The organism is Cupriavidus sp. UME77 (genome assembly GCF_014170355.1).
Classification (GTDB): Bacteria; Pseudomonadota; Gammaproteobacteria; order Burkholderiales; family Burkholderiaceae; genus Cupriavidus; species Cupriavidus basilensis.
The window spans coordinates 153,126-169,717 of the sequence record NZ_LZZU01000032.1 but is presented as its reverse complement, the minus strand read 5'-3'; the positions used below and the strand labels follow the sequence as shown (position 1 = coordinate 169,717).

13 protein-coding genes are annotated in these 16,592 nt (G+C 63.2%); 3 read left to right on the top strand and 10 right to left on the bottom strand.

The annotated features are described in order from the left end of the window. The first annotated feature begins 75 nt into the window (after positions 1-75). The 3 genes from A9975_RS12640 to A9975_RS12630 are packed head-to-tail and all read left to right on the top strand — an operon-like array spanning position 76 to position 4,496. Complete coding sequence (locus A9975_RS12640) at positions 76-2,484, top strand: xanthine dehydrogenase family protein molybdopterin-binding subunit (RefSeq protein WP_183032974.1); 2,409 nt, start codon at positions 76-78, stop codon at positions 2,482-2,484. A gap of 6 nt (positions 2,485-2,490) precedes the next feature. Beyond that, positions 2,491-3,318 carry a xanthine dehydrogenase family protein subunit M gene (locus A9975_RS12635; protein ID WP_183032972.1) on the top strand — a complete coding sequence of 276 codons (828 nt, stop codon included), beginning with the start codon at positions 2,491-2,493 and terminating at the stop codon, positions 3,316-3,318. A gap of 8 nt (positions 3,319-3,326) precedes the next feature. Continuing rightward, positions 3,327-4,496, top strand: a complete 1,170-nt coding sequence (locus A9975_RS12630) for a 2Fe-2S iron-sulfur cluster-binding protein (RefSeq protein WP_183032969.1) — start codon at positions 3,327-3,329, stop codon at positions 4,494-4,496. 304 nt (positions 4,497-4,800) lie between these two features. Here A9975_RS12630 and A9975_RS12625 read toward each other — a convergent pair whose 3' ends face one another. From A9975_RS12625 to A9975_RS12580, 10 genes are all read right to left on the bottom strand, one after another. Further along, entirely contained in the window at positions 4,801-5,505 is a 705-nt protein-coding gene (locus A9975_RS12625) for a hypothetical protein (RefSeq protein ID WP_183032967.1), read from the bottom strand. Positions 5,506-5,624: 119 nt separating this feature from the next. Further along, positions 5,625-6,380, bottom strand: a complete 756-nt coding sequence (locus A9975_RS12620) for a hypothetical protein (protein ID WP_183032965.1) — start codon at positions 6,378-6,380, stop codon at positions 5,625-5,627. Between the two features lie 73 nt (positions 6,381-6,453). Next, positions 6,454-6,738, bottom strand: coding sequence for a PAAR domain-containing protein (locus A9975_RS12615; RefSeq protein WP_183032964.1), 285 nt, complete (start codon positions 6,736-6,738; stop codon positions 6,454-6,456). Between the two features lie 16 nt (positions 6,739-6,754). Beyond that, positions 6,755-8,068: a type VI secretion system protein TssL, long form gene (gene tssL / locus A9975_RS12610; protein WP_183032963.1), complete on the bottom strand. Its 1,314-nt coding sequence runs from the start codon at positions 8,066-8,068 to the stop codon at positions 6,755-6,757. Next, the gene (gene yiaA, locus A9975_RS12605) at positions 8,065-8,538 is read right to left on the bottom strand and encodes an inner membrane protein YiaA (protein WP_183032962.1); all 474 of its coding nucleotides are present in this window, start codon (positions 8,536-8,538) and stop codon (positions 8,065-8,067) included. Before yiaA ends, tssL begins: the two co-directional genes overlap by 4 nt. 114 nt (positions 8,539-8,652) lie before the next feature. Continuing rightward, complete coding sequence (locus A9975_RS12600; protein ID WP_183032961.1) at positions 8,653-10,878, bottom strand: DUF2235 domain-containing protein; 2,226 nt, start codon at positions 10,876-10,878, stop codon at positions 8,653-8,655. Next, positions 10,875-11,462, bottom strand: a complete 588-nt coding sequence (locus A9975_RS12595) for a DUF3304 domain-containing protein (RefSeq protein WP_183032960.1) — start codon at positions 11,460-11,462, stop codon at positions 10,875-10,877. Before A9975_RS12595 ends, A9975_RS12600 begins: the two co-directional genes overlap by 4 nt. Positions 11,463-11,583: 121 nt before the next feature. After that, positions 11,584-12,192, bottom strand: a complete 609-nt coding sequence (locus A9975_RS12590; RefSeq protein ID WP_370564478.1) for a DUF3304 domain-containing protein — start codon at positions 12,190-12,192, stop codon at positions 11,584-11,586. Next, positions 12,189-13,055 carry a DUF4123 domain-containing protein gene (locus tag A9975_RS12585; protein WP_183032959.1) on the bottom strand — a complete coding sequence of 289 codons (867 nt, stop codon included), beginning with the start codon at positions 13,053-13,055 and terminating at the stop codon, positions 12,189-12,191. Before A9975_RS12585 ends, A9975_RS12590 begins: the two co-directional genes overlap by 4 nt. A 13-nt stretch (positions 13,056-13,068) precedes the next feature. Next, positions 13,069-15,519 (bottom strand): type VI secretion system Vgr family protein, encoded by a 2,451-nt coding sequence (locus A9975_RS12580; RefSeq protein WP_183032958.1) that lies wholly within the window; start codon positions 15,517-15,519, stop codon positions 13,069-13,071. Positions 15,520-16,592 lie beyond the last annotated feature (1,073 nt).

Here is a 16,592-nt window from a genome sequence, read left to right as displayed (position 1 = left end):
CTATCCGCCACGCACGAACCCCACGAACCCCACAAAGCAGTCACGGACGGCGGCAAGCCCGGGCTGGAGAAATGTATGGACAAAGACCACATCGAGAAGGAAGGCGGGCAGGGCGTAGGCGCGCGCGTGGCGCGCAAGGAGGACGCGCGCCACCTGCATGGCAAGGGCCGCTTCGTCGCCGACATCGCCATGCCCGGCCTGCAGGAGGTTGCGTTCCTGCGCAGCCCCATGGCGCATGCGCGGCTGCTGGCGCTGCACAAGCCGCAAGGGCTGGAGCATGCGGTGATCGGGCGGGACGATATGCATGGCGCGCTCGATATCGTGGCCGACTCGGCTTTCCCGTCATACCAGCAGTCGGCGCAGCCGCCCTTGGCCGCCGGCAAGGTCCGCTTTGTCGGCGAGCCCATCGCCATGGCCTTCGCGCCGACCCGCGCGCAGGCCGAGGACATCGCCGAGCGCATCGTCGCGGAGCTCGATGAGCTGCCGGCGCTCACCGATGTCGATGGCGCACGGCAGGCCAGCGACACCACGCGCGTGCACGAGCACTGGAAGGACAACCACTTCCTCACACTCACCGCCGACAAGAATTTCGACACGCTCAGCAAGACCGCCTGCGTGGTGGTCACCCGCAAGATCGACCTGGCGCGCCAGTGCATGGTGCCAATGGAAGGCAAGGCCGTGCTGGCCTACTGGGACCACCAGTTCGACCAGCTGATCGTCTACAGCGCCACCCAGGTGCCGCACATGATCCGCACGGTGCTCAGCCATTGCCTGGGCCTGGAGCAGGAAAAAGTCCGCGTGATCTCGCCCGACGTGGGCGGCGCCTTTGGCTACAAGTGCGTGCTGCAGCAAGAGGAGCTGTGCATCGCCTGGCTCGCCATGACGTACCGCAAACCGTTCCGCTTTATCGAAGACCGGCGCGAGCACCTGACCGCGGGCGCCAACTCGCGCGAGCACCACTACGAGGTCACGGCCTACGCCGACGCGCGCGGGCGCCTGCTGGCGCTGGACGCCAGGATCGCCATCGACGGCGGCGCCTATTCGGTGTGGCCCTTCACCATCGGCCTGGAACCCGGCCAGGCCATCGGCAACCTGCCGGGGCCGTACGCCTTCGACGGCTACCGCTGCGTCACGGAATGCGTGGCCACCAACAAGCCCGGCTTTGTCCCGTACCGGGGCGTGGCGCGCACGGGCGTGTGCTTTGCCATGGAACTGCTGATGGATGCGCTGGCGCGCGAGGTCAAGCGCGAGCCGTGGGAGATCCGCTGCGAGAACCTGGTCCAGCCGGAATCCATGCCCTACGTCAACGTCACCAACAAGCACTTCGATGGCGGCGACTACCCGGCCAGCGTGCGCAAGGCCGCGCAGATGATCGGGCTGGCGCGCATCCGTGAGCGCCAGCGTCAAAGGCTGAACGATCCTTCGGCGGGCTCGCGCTATCTCGGCGTGGGTTTTGGCACCTACACCGAGCAATCGGCGCACGGCACCTCCGTGTTCGCCGCCTGGGGCACGCCGGTGATTCCCGGCTTCGATTCCGCCACCGTGCGCATCACGCCGGACGGCGGGCTGGAAGTGCGCGTCGGCGTGCACTCGCATGGCCAGGGCATGGAGACCACCTTTGCCCAGATCGCGCACGAGATCCTCGGCATCGATGTGTCGCGCGTGAAGGTTGTGCACGGGGACACCGGCGTGACGCCGTTCTCCACCGGCACCTATGCTTCGCGCTCGCTGGTGATGTCGGGCGGCGCGGTATCGCGTGCCTGCAAGGCGCTGGTGCCGCGCCTGCTGAAGATCGGCGCGCATATGCTGCAACGTCCCGAGGACGAGGCGACGCTGGCTGGTGGTTCGGTCAAGGCGGGCGACGCCGCCGTGCCGATCAGCGAAATCGCCAACGCCTGGTATATCAACCCGCAGCGCTTGCCCGCCAATGTGGATCCCACCGGGCTGGAAACCACCATGGGCTACAAGCCCAACGTGGATACCGGCAGCTTCACGTACTCCACCCACGCCGCGCTGGTGGAGGTGGACACCGATTCCGGCCACGTCGAGATCCTCGACTACGTGGTGGTGGAAGACTGCGGGATCATGGTCAACCCCATGGTGGTGGAAGGGCAGACCTATGGCGGCGTGGCGCAAGGCATCGGCACGGCCATGTTCGAGGAGATGCGCTACGACGGCAACGGCCAGCCGCTGGCCTCCACGCTGGCCGACTACATGCTGCCTGGCCCGACCGAAATCCCCTCGATCCGCATCCACCATTTCGAGACGCCGTCGCCGCATACGGAATTCGGCGCCAAGGGCATGGGCGAGGGCGGCGCCATCGCGCCCCCCGCGGCCATTTTCAACGCGGTCAACGACGCGCTGGCGCAATTCGGCGTGGAGTTGCTGGAGACGCCGCTCACGCCGCGCAAGGTGCTTGAAGCGCTGGCCCGCGCCGAGCAAGCCCGGAAACCGCAAGCCACGCCAACCAGAGAGGCGGCCTGAACCATCATGAAAGCAGCTGCATTCACCTATCACGCGGCCCCCACGCTGGCCGCCACCTGCGCCGAGCTGGCGGACCGCACCGACAACGCCAAGGTCATGGGTGGCGGGCAGTCCATGGGCCCGATGCTTAACCTTCGCCTGACGCGCCCCGATGCCATCTACGATCTGTCGAAGCTCGCCGAGCTACGCACGGTCACCATGCAGCAGGATCGCGTGCGCATCGGCGCGGCGGTCACCCATGCGCAGATCGAGGATGGCGAATTCCCGGCACTGCGCGGCGGCATGCTGCAATCCGTGGCGCGCGGCATCGCCTACCGCGCCATCCGCAATCGCGGCACCATCGGCGGCAGCCTGGCGCATGCCGATCCCGCGGCGGACTGGGTGGTGGCGCTGACCGCCATTGGCGCGCAGATCGAGCTTGCATCGAAGGCCGGCACGCGCATCGTCCCCATGACGGAGTTCATGCTGGGTGCGTACACCACAGCGCTCACCGAAGGCGAGCTGATCTGCGCCGTCCATGTGCCGAGCCAGCCCGATACGGCACGCTGGGGCTACCACAAGCTGTGCCGCAAGACCGGTGAGTTCGCCGAGGCCAGCTGCGCCGCGTACTTCGATCCATCCACGCGCTTCGCCCGCATCGCGCTTGGCGCGCTCGACGGCGCGCCGGCGCTGCTGCGCGGCCTCGCCAACGACATTGCCGCGCAAGGCCCCGCCGCGCTCACGCCGCAGGCCGTGCTGGCCGCCGTGACGCAAGCCACGCCGGCCAAGGATGCGATCGACCGCAAGCTCTGCTGCGCAGCCGTCACTCGCTGCATCGAACAACTTTTCAACTGAGGGCCGCAGTGGAAACCATCGCACTGACGATCAATGGACGCGCCGCGTCCGGCGCCTGCGCGCACCGCACCCACCTGGGCGACTTCCTGCGCGACGCACAGGGCCTGACCGGCACCCACCTGGGCTGCGAGCACGGGGTTTGCGGCGCCTGTACCGTGCTGGTCGACGACAAGCCCGTGCGCTCGTGCATCACCTTTGCCAGCGCCTGCGCCGGCAGCAAGGTGGTGACCATCGAAGGCTATGACGACGACCCCGTCATGCGCGACCTGCGCGCCGCGTTCAACCAGCACCACGCGCTGCAATGCGGCTACTGCACGCCCGGCATGCTGGCCACCGCGCGCGACATCGTGCTGCGGCTGCCGGAGGCCGACGAGGCAACCATCCGCCATGAGCTATCGGGCAACCTCTGCCGCTGCACGGGCTATATGGGGATCGTGGCCGCGATCAGCTCCGTGCTGGCGCAGCGCAAGCCGCCTGCAACGGGCAACGCGGTGCAAGCCGTAGCAGCGACCGTGAAGCGCGAATTCGTCTGCTTCACGCCTGCGGCCGACAGTGCTGTCCAGGCCCACGCCGAGCCTGCCACCAAGGGAGAAGCCGAGCGCAGCGCCGACAAAAAGGGCTGGTCGCGCATCGACGGCAGCTTCAAGGTGCCGTTCCCGGCTGACGACGTGTGGCGCTTCATGGCGGACCTGCCGGCGGTGGCAAGCTGCCTGCCAGGCGCGGCGCTCACCGAGCAGGACGGCGATCGCGTCAAGGGGCATGTGGCGATCAAGTTCGGGCCCATGGCGGCGCGCTTCAACGGCGCGGCGCGGCTCGAGCGCGACGACGCGAACCGGCGCGGCGTGCTCAAGGGCGCGGGGCAGGATTCGCTGAGCAACTCCAAGGCCGCTGGCGACATCACCTATGTGCTGCAGGCGATATCGGCGCGCGAGACCGAAGTGCTGATCGACCTGCAGTACTCCCTGCAAGGCCCGCTCGCGCAGTTCTCCCGCTCGGGGCTGGTGCGCGATTTCGTCCGGCGCATGATGGCGGACTTCGGCAAGAACGTCGCCCGCAAGATGGACCCGTCGTTGTCGGAGAGCGAGCGCAGCCAGGCCGCGCAGATGAACCCGGTGTCGATGATGCTGGGTGTGATGTGGGAGAGGGTGAAACGGGTGTTTGGAGGTGGGCGGGATTAGGCCCCGGGGCAGGGATGGAGGGTGGCAGCCACATCCCTTTGTGGCAACCCTGCCTTTGCGCCGCCTGAGCCCGGCATTGATGATGCGTGCTTCCGGAGTGGTCCGGTCCTCGGCCGGCAATCGGCTGCGGCGCTTCTTGTGGGCAAGGAGGAGAACATCGCCCGGGAGGGGCAGCGCTTGCATATGCAGCGGTGATAGCCAGAGAGATGCGGCATGCGGCAGCGATTCGATGATATAGGCATCGGATAGCCCTGTTTTCAAACGGTGTCTGCGGTGTGTGTCAGAAGTGACTTGTTCCCGAAAATCACAAGGTGTGGTTTCTGGGCGGAGCGAGTTCGCGCAGGCCCGAATAGGCAGTGGTCTGGTCCTGAATTCGGAGTACATGGATCATCAACAGGGCGAGCAGGCCGGCCTCGACACCGAACAGCAGCCATGGGCTGTCCAACCATGTGCTGGGAGCCGGTGGTACGCCCATCGCATCGGCCATCTCCCGTGTCAGGCACCACGTGAGAGGCCAGAGGATGGCAAAGCAGGTGGCTGCAACGACGGGTCCCCTGGACGGATACTTCCTGGCCACGACGGCAGCAGACACCATCAAGCCGAGTATCAGCAGCGAGCCGGCAGCGAACGGTCCGGAGATTGCCGGCAGCGACGGCATCAGCCATCCGAGTGCGAATGCGAGGGCCAGGCCACCGCTGACCACCAGCGATTGCCGGTGAGCCGCGCACCAGGCCGCAACACCGGTCTGTCTGTCGGGGCGTGTCGTCAGCAGGATCACGCGATTGTCGGGCGACACCCGAACAGTCACGCCCTTGGCGCGGAAATCGACCAACTGGCCTCGCGAATTGATGGCATATTGCACACGCCCCCCGTCCAGGAACCGCACGTCGTGCGAGTCAATGCCCGCGATGCTGATTTGCTCTCGCCCGAGGACTTCCCACGGCTCGGCTATCTCGACCCCGGCAAAGGTTTCCAGGTTCAGTTCGACGCGCGCGTCGGGATGGACCACGCAGGATACGCCTGGGCGTAGTTCCCGTGTAAGCGCACCGTCTGCGCGTTTGACCCATGGCGCGGCTTCCTGGCTGCGGCGCAGGCCTAGCCATCTTGCCGCTCTCGCGGTCCAGAAAGTCATAGTAGCTGCGCAGCGTCGGCGCATTGATTTGCTGGCGTTGGTGCCAGCCAGCGGTAAAGGGCCGCGAGCGCACCGATACTGAGCAGGTTTGACGATACGCAGACCATGGAGTACAGCACAGCGTCAAGCAGCGTGATATTGCGGAATGCTTCGGTCGGGTTGCTCACCGGGAAAAAGTGCAGAACAACGTACACGGGAAACGTGGTCACAGTGATTGTTGCCAGGACAGACCAAACGCGCCCGCGGCTCATGTCCCATATCTGCCTAAAGGACGCATTTCGTGCATCGATGGCCAATGCGGGCAGCATCAGGGTCAGGCGGGCGTACAAGAAGCAGCAGCTGATTGCCAGAACCAGCGCGATAGCGACATCTCCCCAGGTTGGGGATCTCAGGAGTCTCGTGCCCCATAGTGCCAGGAATAGCATGGCGAGGATGTTGCCAGTACTCACGGCTACGGCGAGCAGGAAGAACTTGGTTGTCTTGCTTGACCAGCTTTTCGTTGTCTTCCCTAGTAACAGAAGACGATAGCCTCCCAACTGCAAGGGAACTGTAACAATCGTTTGTAGGCCGGAGAACAGGACCAGCAAATCCATGGTCGACATTCCGCCGTCTCTGAGGCGGGCAATCCAGCAGGAAACGGCGCTAAGGACTGCAACTGTCAAGCCCACGAGGCGTGGAAGTCCAGTCAAGACCTGGAACGCCGAGACGTAGGAATGCTGGATGGTTTTCAGCCAGTTGATTTTTGGGTTCATATCGCCTTGTGCAGGAACGGATTTGGAATGGGCGGCGTGATTCGGACACCGCTGGGAGCAACGTGTCGCGGCTTCACAGCTGGCCTGCCATGGCGTCTGAGCTGCCGATCAGCACGCAGCCGCATTCGATGCGGTCGCCCTCACAGGCCACGGGACGGGTGCCACTCATCAGGCCAGAGGTTGCAGTGATGATCTTGTTGATCCCGTGCGGTCGCCCGTCCGGGTAGCGTTCGGGGCAGTCCACGAAGTCGCCAAGGCGCGCCATGGGCTGCCCGTCGAGCAGGTCGTCCTCGGCCCCGGTAATGACCGCGCCGTCATGGCTGGTCTTGTCGCCCTTCTTGATGAGTGTTCCTGGCATTCCGACTGCTCCTGCGTTACTGAGTCACCACCACTTCCACGCGCCGGTTTGCCGCGCGGGCCGCAGGGGTCTTGTTGTCCGTCAGCGGTTCGGTGTCGCCCTTGCCGATGGCTTCAAGGCGCCCTTTGGCGACGCCCTTGCGGGCCAGGTACTCACTGACCACGGCGGCGCGCTCCTCGGACAGGGCCTGGTTCGATGCATAGCGCGCGCTCTTGATCGGCTGGTTGTCGCTGTGGCCGGTCACCTGCACCATGCCCTGCACCTGCTTGATCTCGGATGCGACCTTGTCCAGCGTTGGCATCAGCGTTTTGCTGATCTCGGCTTTTCCGGCGCCGAACATAGCGTCGCCCCGGAATATCACGGTGCTGCGGCGGTCGTCGTCCTTGACCGCTACCACGCCGCGCGCGATCTCATCTTTCAGCAACTCGGCGAGGCGCAGCGCCTTTGGTGGCGGCGGTGGCTTCATATTGCCGATCGCGACAATCTGCTGCACGAGGTCGCGCTCCCGGAGCGTCAGCTGGTACTTGTAATAGCCGGCCATGCCCGAAACAACCAGCAGGCCAAGCACCCAGGTCACCCAGATGGGGATGCCGCCCAGGTGCTGGAAGCGTCCCGGCGGTGCGGGCTGCACGTTCGGCGACAACGCCTCGGGCACCGGGTCACGGTGCTTGTTGATTGCCTCCAGCAGGCGGCTCCGGATATGGCGCAGCTGTTGTTCGCCGTTCGCCACGCCGCGATACCGCCCCTCGAACCCCAGCGACAGGATATGGTAGTAGACCTCGATGGGGCCGATGTTCTCGGCCACCGAGTCCACCAGCCGGCCCAGGATGAGAAAGACCTTGACGCCACCCTCGCAGTCCTGGTGAAAGGTTGATGCCAAGGCGCTGCCCGGCCACGCGCCGAGCGAGGCGGCGCTGCCGCCGCCCCATTCGGTATGGGCCGCGGCCTCGTCCAGCGCCGTGCACAGCGCGTAATGCACGCCGGTGGTGTGCCCGCGGTCGATGTTCAGCCGGTCGCACACAGCCTGGAAAGTGCGCAATTCCCGCTCCAGCAGGGCGCGCAGCCGCTCCACCGTAGCGCGCTCCTCCAGGTTGGGCGGCATGTCGGCCAGCGCCCGTAGCAGCCGCCGGGCGGCTCCCAGCAGGGGATTGGGCGTGCCGTCAATCTCGGCTACGCGGGCCTCGATGGTCTTGCCCGCTGGCAGGGGCGTCGGGTCGGCCTCCTGCTTCTCCTGGCCTGTCACGGCCAGCTTCACGGAGGAGCCGGGCACCTGCTGCCCCCGCTGCCCCCGCTGCGGCGCGGGGTCGTCCTTGTCCAGCCACGCGGTCATGCCTCGTCCACCTGGCCGGGGGCGGCACCGTCATTGATGATGCGGACCGCATCGGCATTGATGGACGTCGGCCTTGCTGCCTGGGTGTCGCGGGTATTCTTCTGCACGGCGATTGCGCCAAACAGGGCCAGCGCAAACGACATGGCATAAAAGCCCTTCTCGCTCAAGGCAAGCGTGGCATTGAACAGCCCGACGCACAGCAAGAGCATTGCCAGCAGCACGGACAGCCAGCTCAGCCCATAGTAAATCCCCGTGACAGGAATGCCCTCCAGCCTGTCGCGGACGGACTTCTGCACGGAGACGGCGGCGAACAGGCCATACACCAAGACGGTGAAGTAATAGCCTTTTTCATTGAGTTGCATGTCGGCATTGAACAGGCCGATCAGGAAGGCAAGAAAGCCCGTCAAAAGCGCAGCCCAGGAGGCGGCCACAAAGGCGAAGGAAGGTTGTTGAGAGTTGGTGTAGTTCATATGTGTTTCCTAGGTTGAAGCGCGGGTTGACGCGCTGGTTAAAGTGCTGCTTAAAGTGCTGGTTGATGCGTTGGCCGATGCGCTGGTTGCCGTGGCAATGCGAACGGCCTTCTGCTATGCCGCGCGCCTTTGCGCGCCCCCAGTCATGCCAAGGTGCCGGATCTTCTCGTCATCCCCGACAAAGACCGTACGTGCCCATCCATATCCGCCGGGCGCGTACTCATGGAAGTGGGGCACACGGAACCAGGCGCGGCTGTCATGGATGTAGTTGTCGAACATCTCGACGGCGGCTCTCTCGCGCAAGGCAAATTCATCCACCGCCTTGGCGGCGGTGGTTGCTCTCAGGTAGGCGACCATTTCGCGGGCGGGCTCCACCAGCACGTCGTCAACGGCGTAGTACTTCCTGAGAGCCGCCGTGGATACCATTGCATCCGGCGCTACCAGCGCCACACTGGCCGAATCCGTCATCGGGCGGTCGGCACGCGGCACGCACAGGTGCATGCCGGATTTTTCCCACGTGCCAACGATCGCGCCGCCCGGCCCGATGCCACCCTTGTGAAAGTCATCGAACGAGAACCACCGTTCGACGGATTGCGTCTTGACATTGAGACTGGCTTGCTGATCCGGGTGTAGAAAGCCCAGCAGCAACTGGAATTCCTCAGCCGCTTCGAGCAAGTCCGTGCGGTCATTGGTCACCAGTTCGTCCGCGCCTTCGCCGGGCCGGCAATCTTCCGGCTTCTTGCCGGCCACCTCGGCAAGAATGGCCACCTCGCGCGCCAGAATGGCGGCTTCGTTGGCCGCGATCCTGGCCTTGATGTCCCCCAGCTCCTTCATGTCGGCCATGATCTGCGGGATCGCCCGCCGGGAACTGGCACGCGCCTTCAACAGCTTCATCTTGCTGTCCAGTTCGGCGTTCTCCTTCTTTAACCGTTCAATTTCGGGGTCGGTCTTCCGCCTCCTGTCGGCTTCCGTCCTTAGCGCGTGAGGGGTCTTCCTGTCTTCGCGCTTGTCCGCGCAGAACCGATAGAAAGGCTGATTGGTGAGGTAATGGCCCGTGTGGTAGCGTGCCCGCAGCGCGCGCCATTGCAGGTTCTGCCGCAGCCCGAATTCCAGTGCCTGCTCCAGGCTATCCACGGCGGGCAGCTTGGCGCGCCAGTCGTTGAAGGCTTTGGCGACGGCGGGATCGATGGAGAAGTCTTGCATGACAATCTCACGCATCCGATCTTCCACGCCGTCCGCATCGAGGGCCAGGGGAACCCCCGCCTTCAGTGCTTCGATGTACATGTCATGCAGGGGAATCTTGCCCAGCCTGTGTCCCTCGCCCTTGGTGGACTTGCCCTGGTCGCCAGGCGCATAGCTGCCGCCCACGTCCGAATGAACACCGGGATAGGCCACTTCCAGCAGCCTGACGAAATTCGCCGGATAGCGCTTGCCTTGCCGGATCGAGTCCAGCGGAAAACTCATGCGCTGCTCGTGAATCGAGAAGAAATGCACGCAGCGCCGCACTTGCGGCGGGATGTTCAGCGCGCCACCACCGGACCAGCTGAAGTGCCCGTCAAATTTATCGGAATCCACTGCGGCACGGGTGGAGTCCGGCGGCCCAACCGATGCCACCGTATCGAACAGCCCCATGAAATTCACCTCATAGGGAATCTTGTCGATCAGTTTCCCGTTCTTGGCCCAGCGCTTGATCAGCCTGCTGACAAAGACCCTGGCGCCCGCCGCGCCGCGCGAGAAGCCGAAGACGTTGATGTAGGCCTTCTTGATCAGGCGGTTGCGCTGGCAACTGCGGACCACGGCCTCATGAATGCTGCCGAGGTGCTTCTCTCTTTCCGCGAGCTTGAAGGAATAGAAAGCTCTGTCGAGCGTTGCACAAATTTTGCCAGCATCATCGTCCTTAATCAGGTCGTCACCATGCATTGCCGTAATCGCCTTATAAACCGCATTTAGCACACGCGTATAGCCCCACACGCAGCGCTTGGCGAATCCCGCTGCTAGTGCCTTGCCTGCGCTGCTGTATGTCTCCTCTCCGATCTCGGGGAATGGTGTGCCCACCCCAACGATGTAGTAGCTGAATAGACCTTGTTCTGGCCTATTCTTGCTGGCTCTGAACAGCCGGACTACATTGGTGTGCGTCCCATGGACGGAATCACGCCATTTGTTATTGGGGTCATCGTTGTTGTTGGTGCCGTCGAAGAACAGGCTGATGTGGATGGTCTGCTCGCAGTCGCCCAGCGGATCGACTACACGCATTTTTCCCTTGTTGTAGGCTCTCTCTCCTTCCGGGAGACGACCCTTGTTCGTTTCCGGCATCGCGGCAGGCCAGCGCAGTACGCTCATTTGAAACGCTCCTGTAGTTCTTTCGTCAGTGCTTCGTCGAGTACCCCTTGGGCAATAAACGGGTCGTCATCGGGAGGTCTGATATTGACATCGTTGTTCCCATTGGCATTGCCGTCTCCCACCATGACTTTCACGCGATCTCCTGGTAGGAAAATGGCAAAAAACCCGGACGTCTTCGGCGCATACTGAGGCACAGTCACGGTCGCTTTCATTACCACCGCTCCAGTTCTGTTTTCATGGCTGTAGGGAAAGCGATCGCGAACCCACTCGATTTCGAGTTTGGTATCGGGCTGCCAGTGTTTCGGAATCCCGATGCAGCACATTTCCCCAGCAGTGGCTGGCCCATCCTTGTATGCCGGGCCCATGTTGGCCCCGCCGCCGTTCATGCCACGTGGCCCGGTAACGCTGAAGCCCTCGATGGCATCCGATGAGTAGTTCAGGCCGCTAACGCCTCCGCCATATCTCTCTTCCTTTTTGGTCGCGCTGGCGTGATTGGGCGGCTTGCCAATGGGCCGTTCCTCGGAGCAGGCAGACAGCGACAAGCATGCAGCCAACGGCAGCATCATCGCAAGCTGGCGCTTCATGCGCTCATGCGCCCATGTGTTAACTCGATTCACTTTGTCTCTCCAGTCTCTGAGGTGGCAGCGCACGACGTAATTCCGGGTCTGTAACTTCTCCGTTGTTGTAGGCTTTCTCTCCTTACGCTCATTTGAAGCTCTCCTGTAGTTCCTTCGTCAAGGCTTCATCGAGTACCCCTTGGGCAACAAAGGGGTCGTTGTCGGCGGGCCGTTTCCATACCGAGTTATTGCCGTTTGCGTTGCCGTCCATGACTACCACCTTGACGCGATCGCCCGGCAGGAAGATGGCCCAGAATCCATAGGTCTTCAGCCCGTACTGCGGCACAGTCACGGTGGCTTTCATCACGACCGCTCCAGTTCTGTTTTCATGGCTGTAGGGAAAGCGATCGCGCACCCACTCGATTTCGAGTTTGGTATCGGGCTGCCAGTGCTTCGGAATCCCGATGCAGCACATTTCCCCAGCAGTGGCAGGCCCATCCTTGTATGCCGGGCTCATGTTGGCACCCCCGCCGTTCATGCCACGTGGCCCGGTGACGCTGAAGCCCTCGATGGCATCCGATGAGTAGTTCAAGCCGCTAACGCCCCCGCCATATCTCTCTTCCTTTTTGGTCGCGCTGTGCTCGCCTGCACGCCATTCCTCGGAGCAAGCGAACAGTGAAACGCACGCACCCAACAGCACCATCAATGCAAGCCGACGCTTCACATGCCCATGCGCCCATGTATCAACTCGACTCACTTCGTCTCCCCAGTCTCTGACGTGGCGACCAGCTTCCTACGCAGGCTGCTCCACACGTAATCGGGGATGCGATCCATGCAGTCGCCGAACCCTTCGCCACTTTCGGCACGGGACTTCAGCGCACTGCATACTTCCGGATACAGATCGAATTCCAGTCCGTATTGATACGAGTGTTCGCAATAGCGCAAGCGGTCCGCGGGTTCGGTGAGGTGCCACCGCGTGACGCGCCGATAGCGCGCCAGAAAGTCCCGGAAGCGGGGCAGATAGGGCCCATCCGCTGGCACCGTGCCGTTTTCCACGAGCGTGCCCAGCAACTGATCCGGCTCGCAGTGCGCCATGAAGGCATCGACTTGCTGCTGGTCGAAGCGGATGGCAACCGGGGCGGTCTGCACCGTATGCCCGTTCATGGGGCCGTCCAGGCGCTGCCACTCCGGCTCGTGCCCGCGATATTTCCATTGCAGGATGGGGGCCATCAGCTTTTGCGTCGTGTCCTCGCCCCATAGCGTCATGCTGGTCTTGAGGTTGCGGGGATCGAAGTAGCGCAGCATGACGCCCATGCCGTCGCCAATATCGGCGATCAGGAATTGCTGCAGATGCGTGGCCAGTGCGTCAATCCCGGCGCGGCTCCAGATCAGCGAGATGCAGGGCGCGAGCAGGTCGAGTTCGTCCAGCTTCGCGAGCCAAGGCTCCTCGGCGTCGGCGACATGCGCGAGAAACAGGGACGCATCGCCGGCTTTCTCTTCGGGCAGGCCGGCATAGACGTTGCGATGCGCCGACGCCTGGCGGATCAGGTCGCCAACCTGAGCGTGGTGTTGCGCACCGTCGGCAAGAACATAGACAAAAATGGGGTCGGCTTGGCTCATGGCAGTCTGGTGGTTAGCGCAGCATCAGGGCGGTGTTGCGCGCGGCGGCTCGGATCAGGCATTCGATGCACACCTGTTTCGTGTTCAGCTCCATCGGCAGGCTGTTTGGCCCGGTCAGGAGCTTGCTGGCGGCGTGAACGGTGAAACTGCCGTTGGTGCCGTGCTCGATGTTGCCGTCCAGGCGCAGGTAGCTCCCACCCCCGGCCAGCAGCAGCTTTTCCTTGGCCTGGATGCGGATCTCGTCGGCCGTGAGCGTGATCTTGAGTTTTGCCAGCAGGTTGATGTTGTTCTTCAGGGCTTGCAGGTCGATGTCTCCCATGTTGGCGACCAGTTTCATGCCGGCCTCATAGGCGAACAGGCGCAGCGCCTTGCGCACGCTGGCAAAGAAGCCGCCGCCGGTGGTCACCGACAGGTGTTCCCCGGTGGTGAGCGCGGTGTCGCCGCCGCTGGCGATATGCGTGGAACCGGCAGCGGTGGAGACGATGCCGGCGGGGCTGGCCGATACCAGGTGGGGCGCGGTAAATTCCTTGAGCTCGCCTCCGCCCTTGATTTGCGCCGTTTGCGCTTCCAGCCGCTTGGCAACTTCCGGCTGCTCGCCGTCCTGGGCATGGGCTTCGGTCGCTTTCTCCCCCAGGGTGGCGGCAATGTCCTGCGCGCTTTCGAGCAACTGAACAACATCGCGTACGTTCATCGCGTTGCCTTCGGCATGCAGGCGAGAGAAGGTGGTGATGAGCATGCCGAGCGCGGCTCGCAGCGCGCCATGCGCATCGGTGCGCAGCTCGAACCCTTCGCCGCGCTTGTCCTTGCGGCCCTCGAAATCCTTCACCCGGACGTTGTGGCCGAGCGCGAGCAAGCTGCTCTGGTGGTCCGACGCCATCTGTACCTGCTGCTGGCCTTGGGTATCGTCGTAAAGCGTGTGGTTGCGGCCATCGCCGAACAGTTCCTTGCTCTGGTAGCCGGACAAGGCGAACTGGTTCGGCAAGTCCCATGGCGGCAGGTTCAGCTGGTTGTTGACGCGTCCGACGATGATCGGCCGGTCCGGGTCGCCGCCCAGGTAGTCAACAATCACTTCCTGGCCGATGCGCGGGAGGTGCGTGCTGCCGAAGCGGTTGCCCGAGGCGAAATCCGCGACGCGGACCCAGCAGGAACTGTTTTCGTCATTGTTCCCGTAGCGGTCCCACGGAAACTCGATTCTGATGCGGCCAAAGTTGTCGCACCAGATTTCCGTATTGGCCGGGCCGACAACCCTGGCGACGTGATAGCCGCCGATCCTGGGTTTCTCCACGATCTCAGGCCGGAAGATCTCGCTGGTCGGCTGCGCTTCGAATTCCACTTCGCAGCGCCATTGCTGGCCGCTGCCGGCGAACTCACCTACGTCCTCGATCAGGAGGTACGTGGCAAAGATCAGGTACTCTCGGTTCGCCTTCGTACGCAGGAAGCGCTCGAGCGTGAAGGTGTGCCCTGGCGCCATCGCGCGCACATTGCCCTTGCCGCGCACGCGGAAGGCTTGCTGCCGGATCGCTTCCATGCGGATGCGCGCCAGCATGTCGCCCTCCTGGCGGGCATCGCTGCCGGTCGCGGGCTCGGAAAAATCTCCCGGCCAGGAATAGAGCTGCTGAGTCGCGTGGCTGGTGTCGCGCGGGTCAGCGGCCGAAACGTTCAGGTTCGCGCCTGGGTGGTTGAAGTCATAGTCCCCGTGCGCCCATTCTCCTGGGATGAGCCGGTCGCGGACCTCGAATTCATAGAGGTGCTCTTCGTCCACGCGGTCCGAGGAGGGATACCAGCTGATCGTTTCGTAGGCGGGGCTGGGGATATTCAGGAAGGCGCCGTTGCCGTCGGTCAGCACCATGCGATGGTGGCCCTCGGAGAATTCCCAATGGAAATTGATCCCCCATTCCGCGAGCAGGCGGCGTACGAACTGGTAGTCCGTTTCGCCGGCCTGTAGCTGATATTCGCGCTTTGGGTACGCGATGAGTGAAAGCCGGCGCTCGACTGGGAATGTGTATTTGCTCAACACCGCTTCCACGATTTCCAGCACCGTCATGTTCTGGTATCGCTTGAAGGTGCTGGTGAGCGTGGCGAGCCACAGCCACGGGCGCAGCGTCAGGCGGTAGCGGATGCGCTCGTTTTCATGGAAGGGACCGCGCACGCCGGTGACGATGCCGGTAATTTCACGCACGCCCTTGCCGAAGCCGCCCGCCATGCCGGTGCCGGAGCCGTCCAACTCGATGCTGACGGTCAACTCCTGGCCCTGCATGGCTTCGAGGTCGAAATCGCCCGCCGGGCCGTACAGCGCATTGCGGTCGTCGGGCGTCTTCAGGTCCAGTTCGTATTCGAACAGGGAATTGATGCCCTCGGTGCCGGACAGCCTGGAAAACACCAGCAGCGGCTGTCCCAGCAGTTCCGGCAGGCCGGCACCGGAAACGGTGACGGTACGAGAGGAAAATGACAATCGACTACCCATGCAATCACGCTCCGCGAAAATAGGATTGGTTGCTACCGTAGACAACCAATGAATGGGTGTCTTGCGGGGCTATTGCTGCGCCACCTGCCAAAGGCGCAGCGACCGAAGGGGGATAGTAAATTGGGTAACGTCGCTAGGGGAATCAGACGGGTCTTAAGAATTTGCGGAAAATTCCGAATTAGAGTTATTGAATTCAGATTGAGGGCGGATTGAAATCACGCTGAGATAGCCCGTCGGATAAGACGGGCGTGTCGAATGCGGGTTTGCGGATTTTTTTCGTTTCATTACATTTCTCTCACAATGCGTGGGCAGAATACAACGCCGCCGACAGCTCGCGCAGCCAAAGCACCGGCCCGATGGGAGGTGGAGGTTGACGGCGGCGCCCCGGCGAGCGGGGCAACCGGAGGGGAAGGAGGGAACGCGCGCGGGCGCGCGGCGACGAGGCAGCCGCAAGTGTCGAACTGAAGGAGGGGGCGTTCTAGTTCATCACCACGTATGCTGGGGGTGATGTGGGAGAGGGTGAAGCGGCCGTTTGGCGTGGCCCGCTGACGCGGGGGTTGCGTTGTGGGCGGGGTTTTATTGCTTCTAGCTGCTGTCGCGGCTGTACGGTGTAGGCCTTTTTGGAACGTGTGAGATGTCACTTTTCTTTACTCGTAAAGAAAAGTAACAAAAAGAAAGCGATCCTTGCAGGAGGCTGGCTTATTGGGGTTACATAGCCCGATGGTTTCGTCGTCAGGCCCCGGGTGCTAATTGACTCGTGCCGTTACCGATTTGAATGGCCACGATCCTTTAAATGACGCTGGTTTCGTGGTGAGGCACCCGGTAGCAGCATCCCTGCCAATTCACCCATCTGCCGGCAGCGGCGCAAAGCGCCGCGATATATCACGCCGTGATGGTTTCTTGGCGGGGTGAGCGCGGTGGTGAATCCCTCAAAACTATTCCGGCGGTGCCACCGCGCCCACGACGAAAACGGGACGCCTGCAACTTCGTGGCCGCCCGCGCCGAGAGCGACAGACGGCTTGAAGCAAGTGGTGACCGCTACCGGGGGGACCACCACGAATCCCTGGGCATTG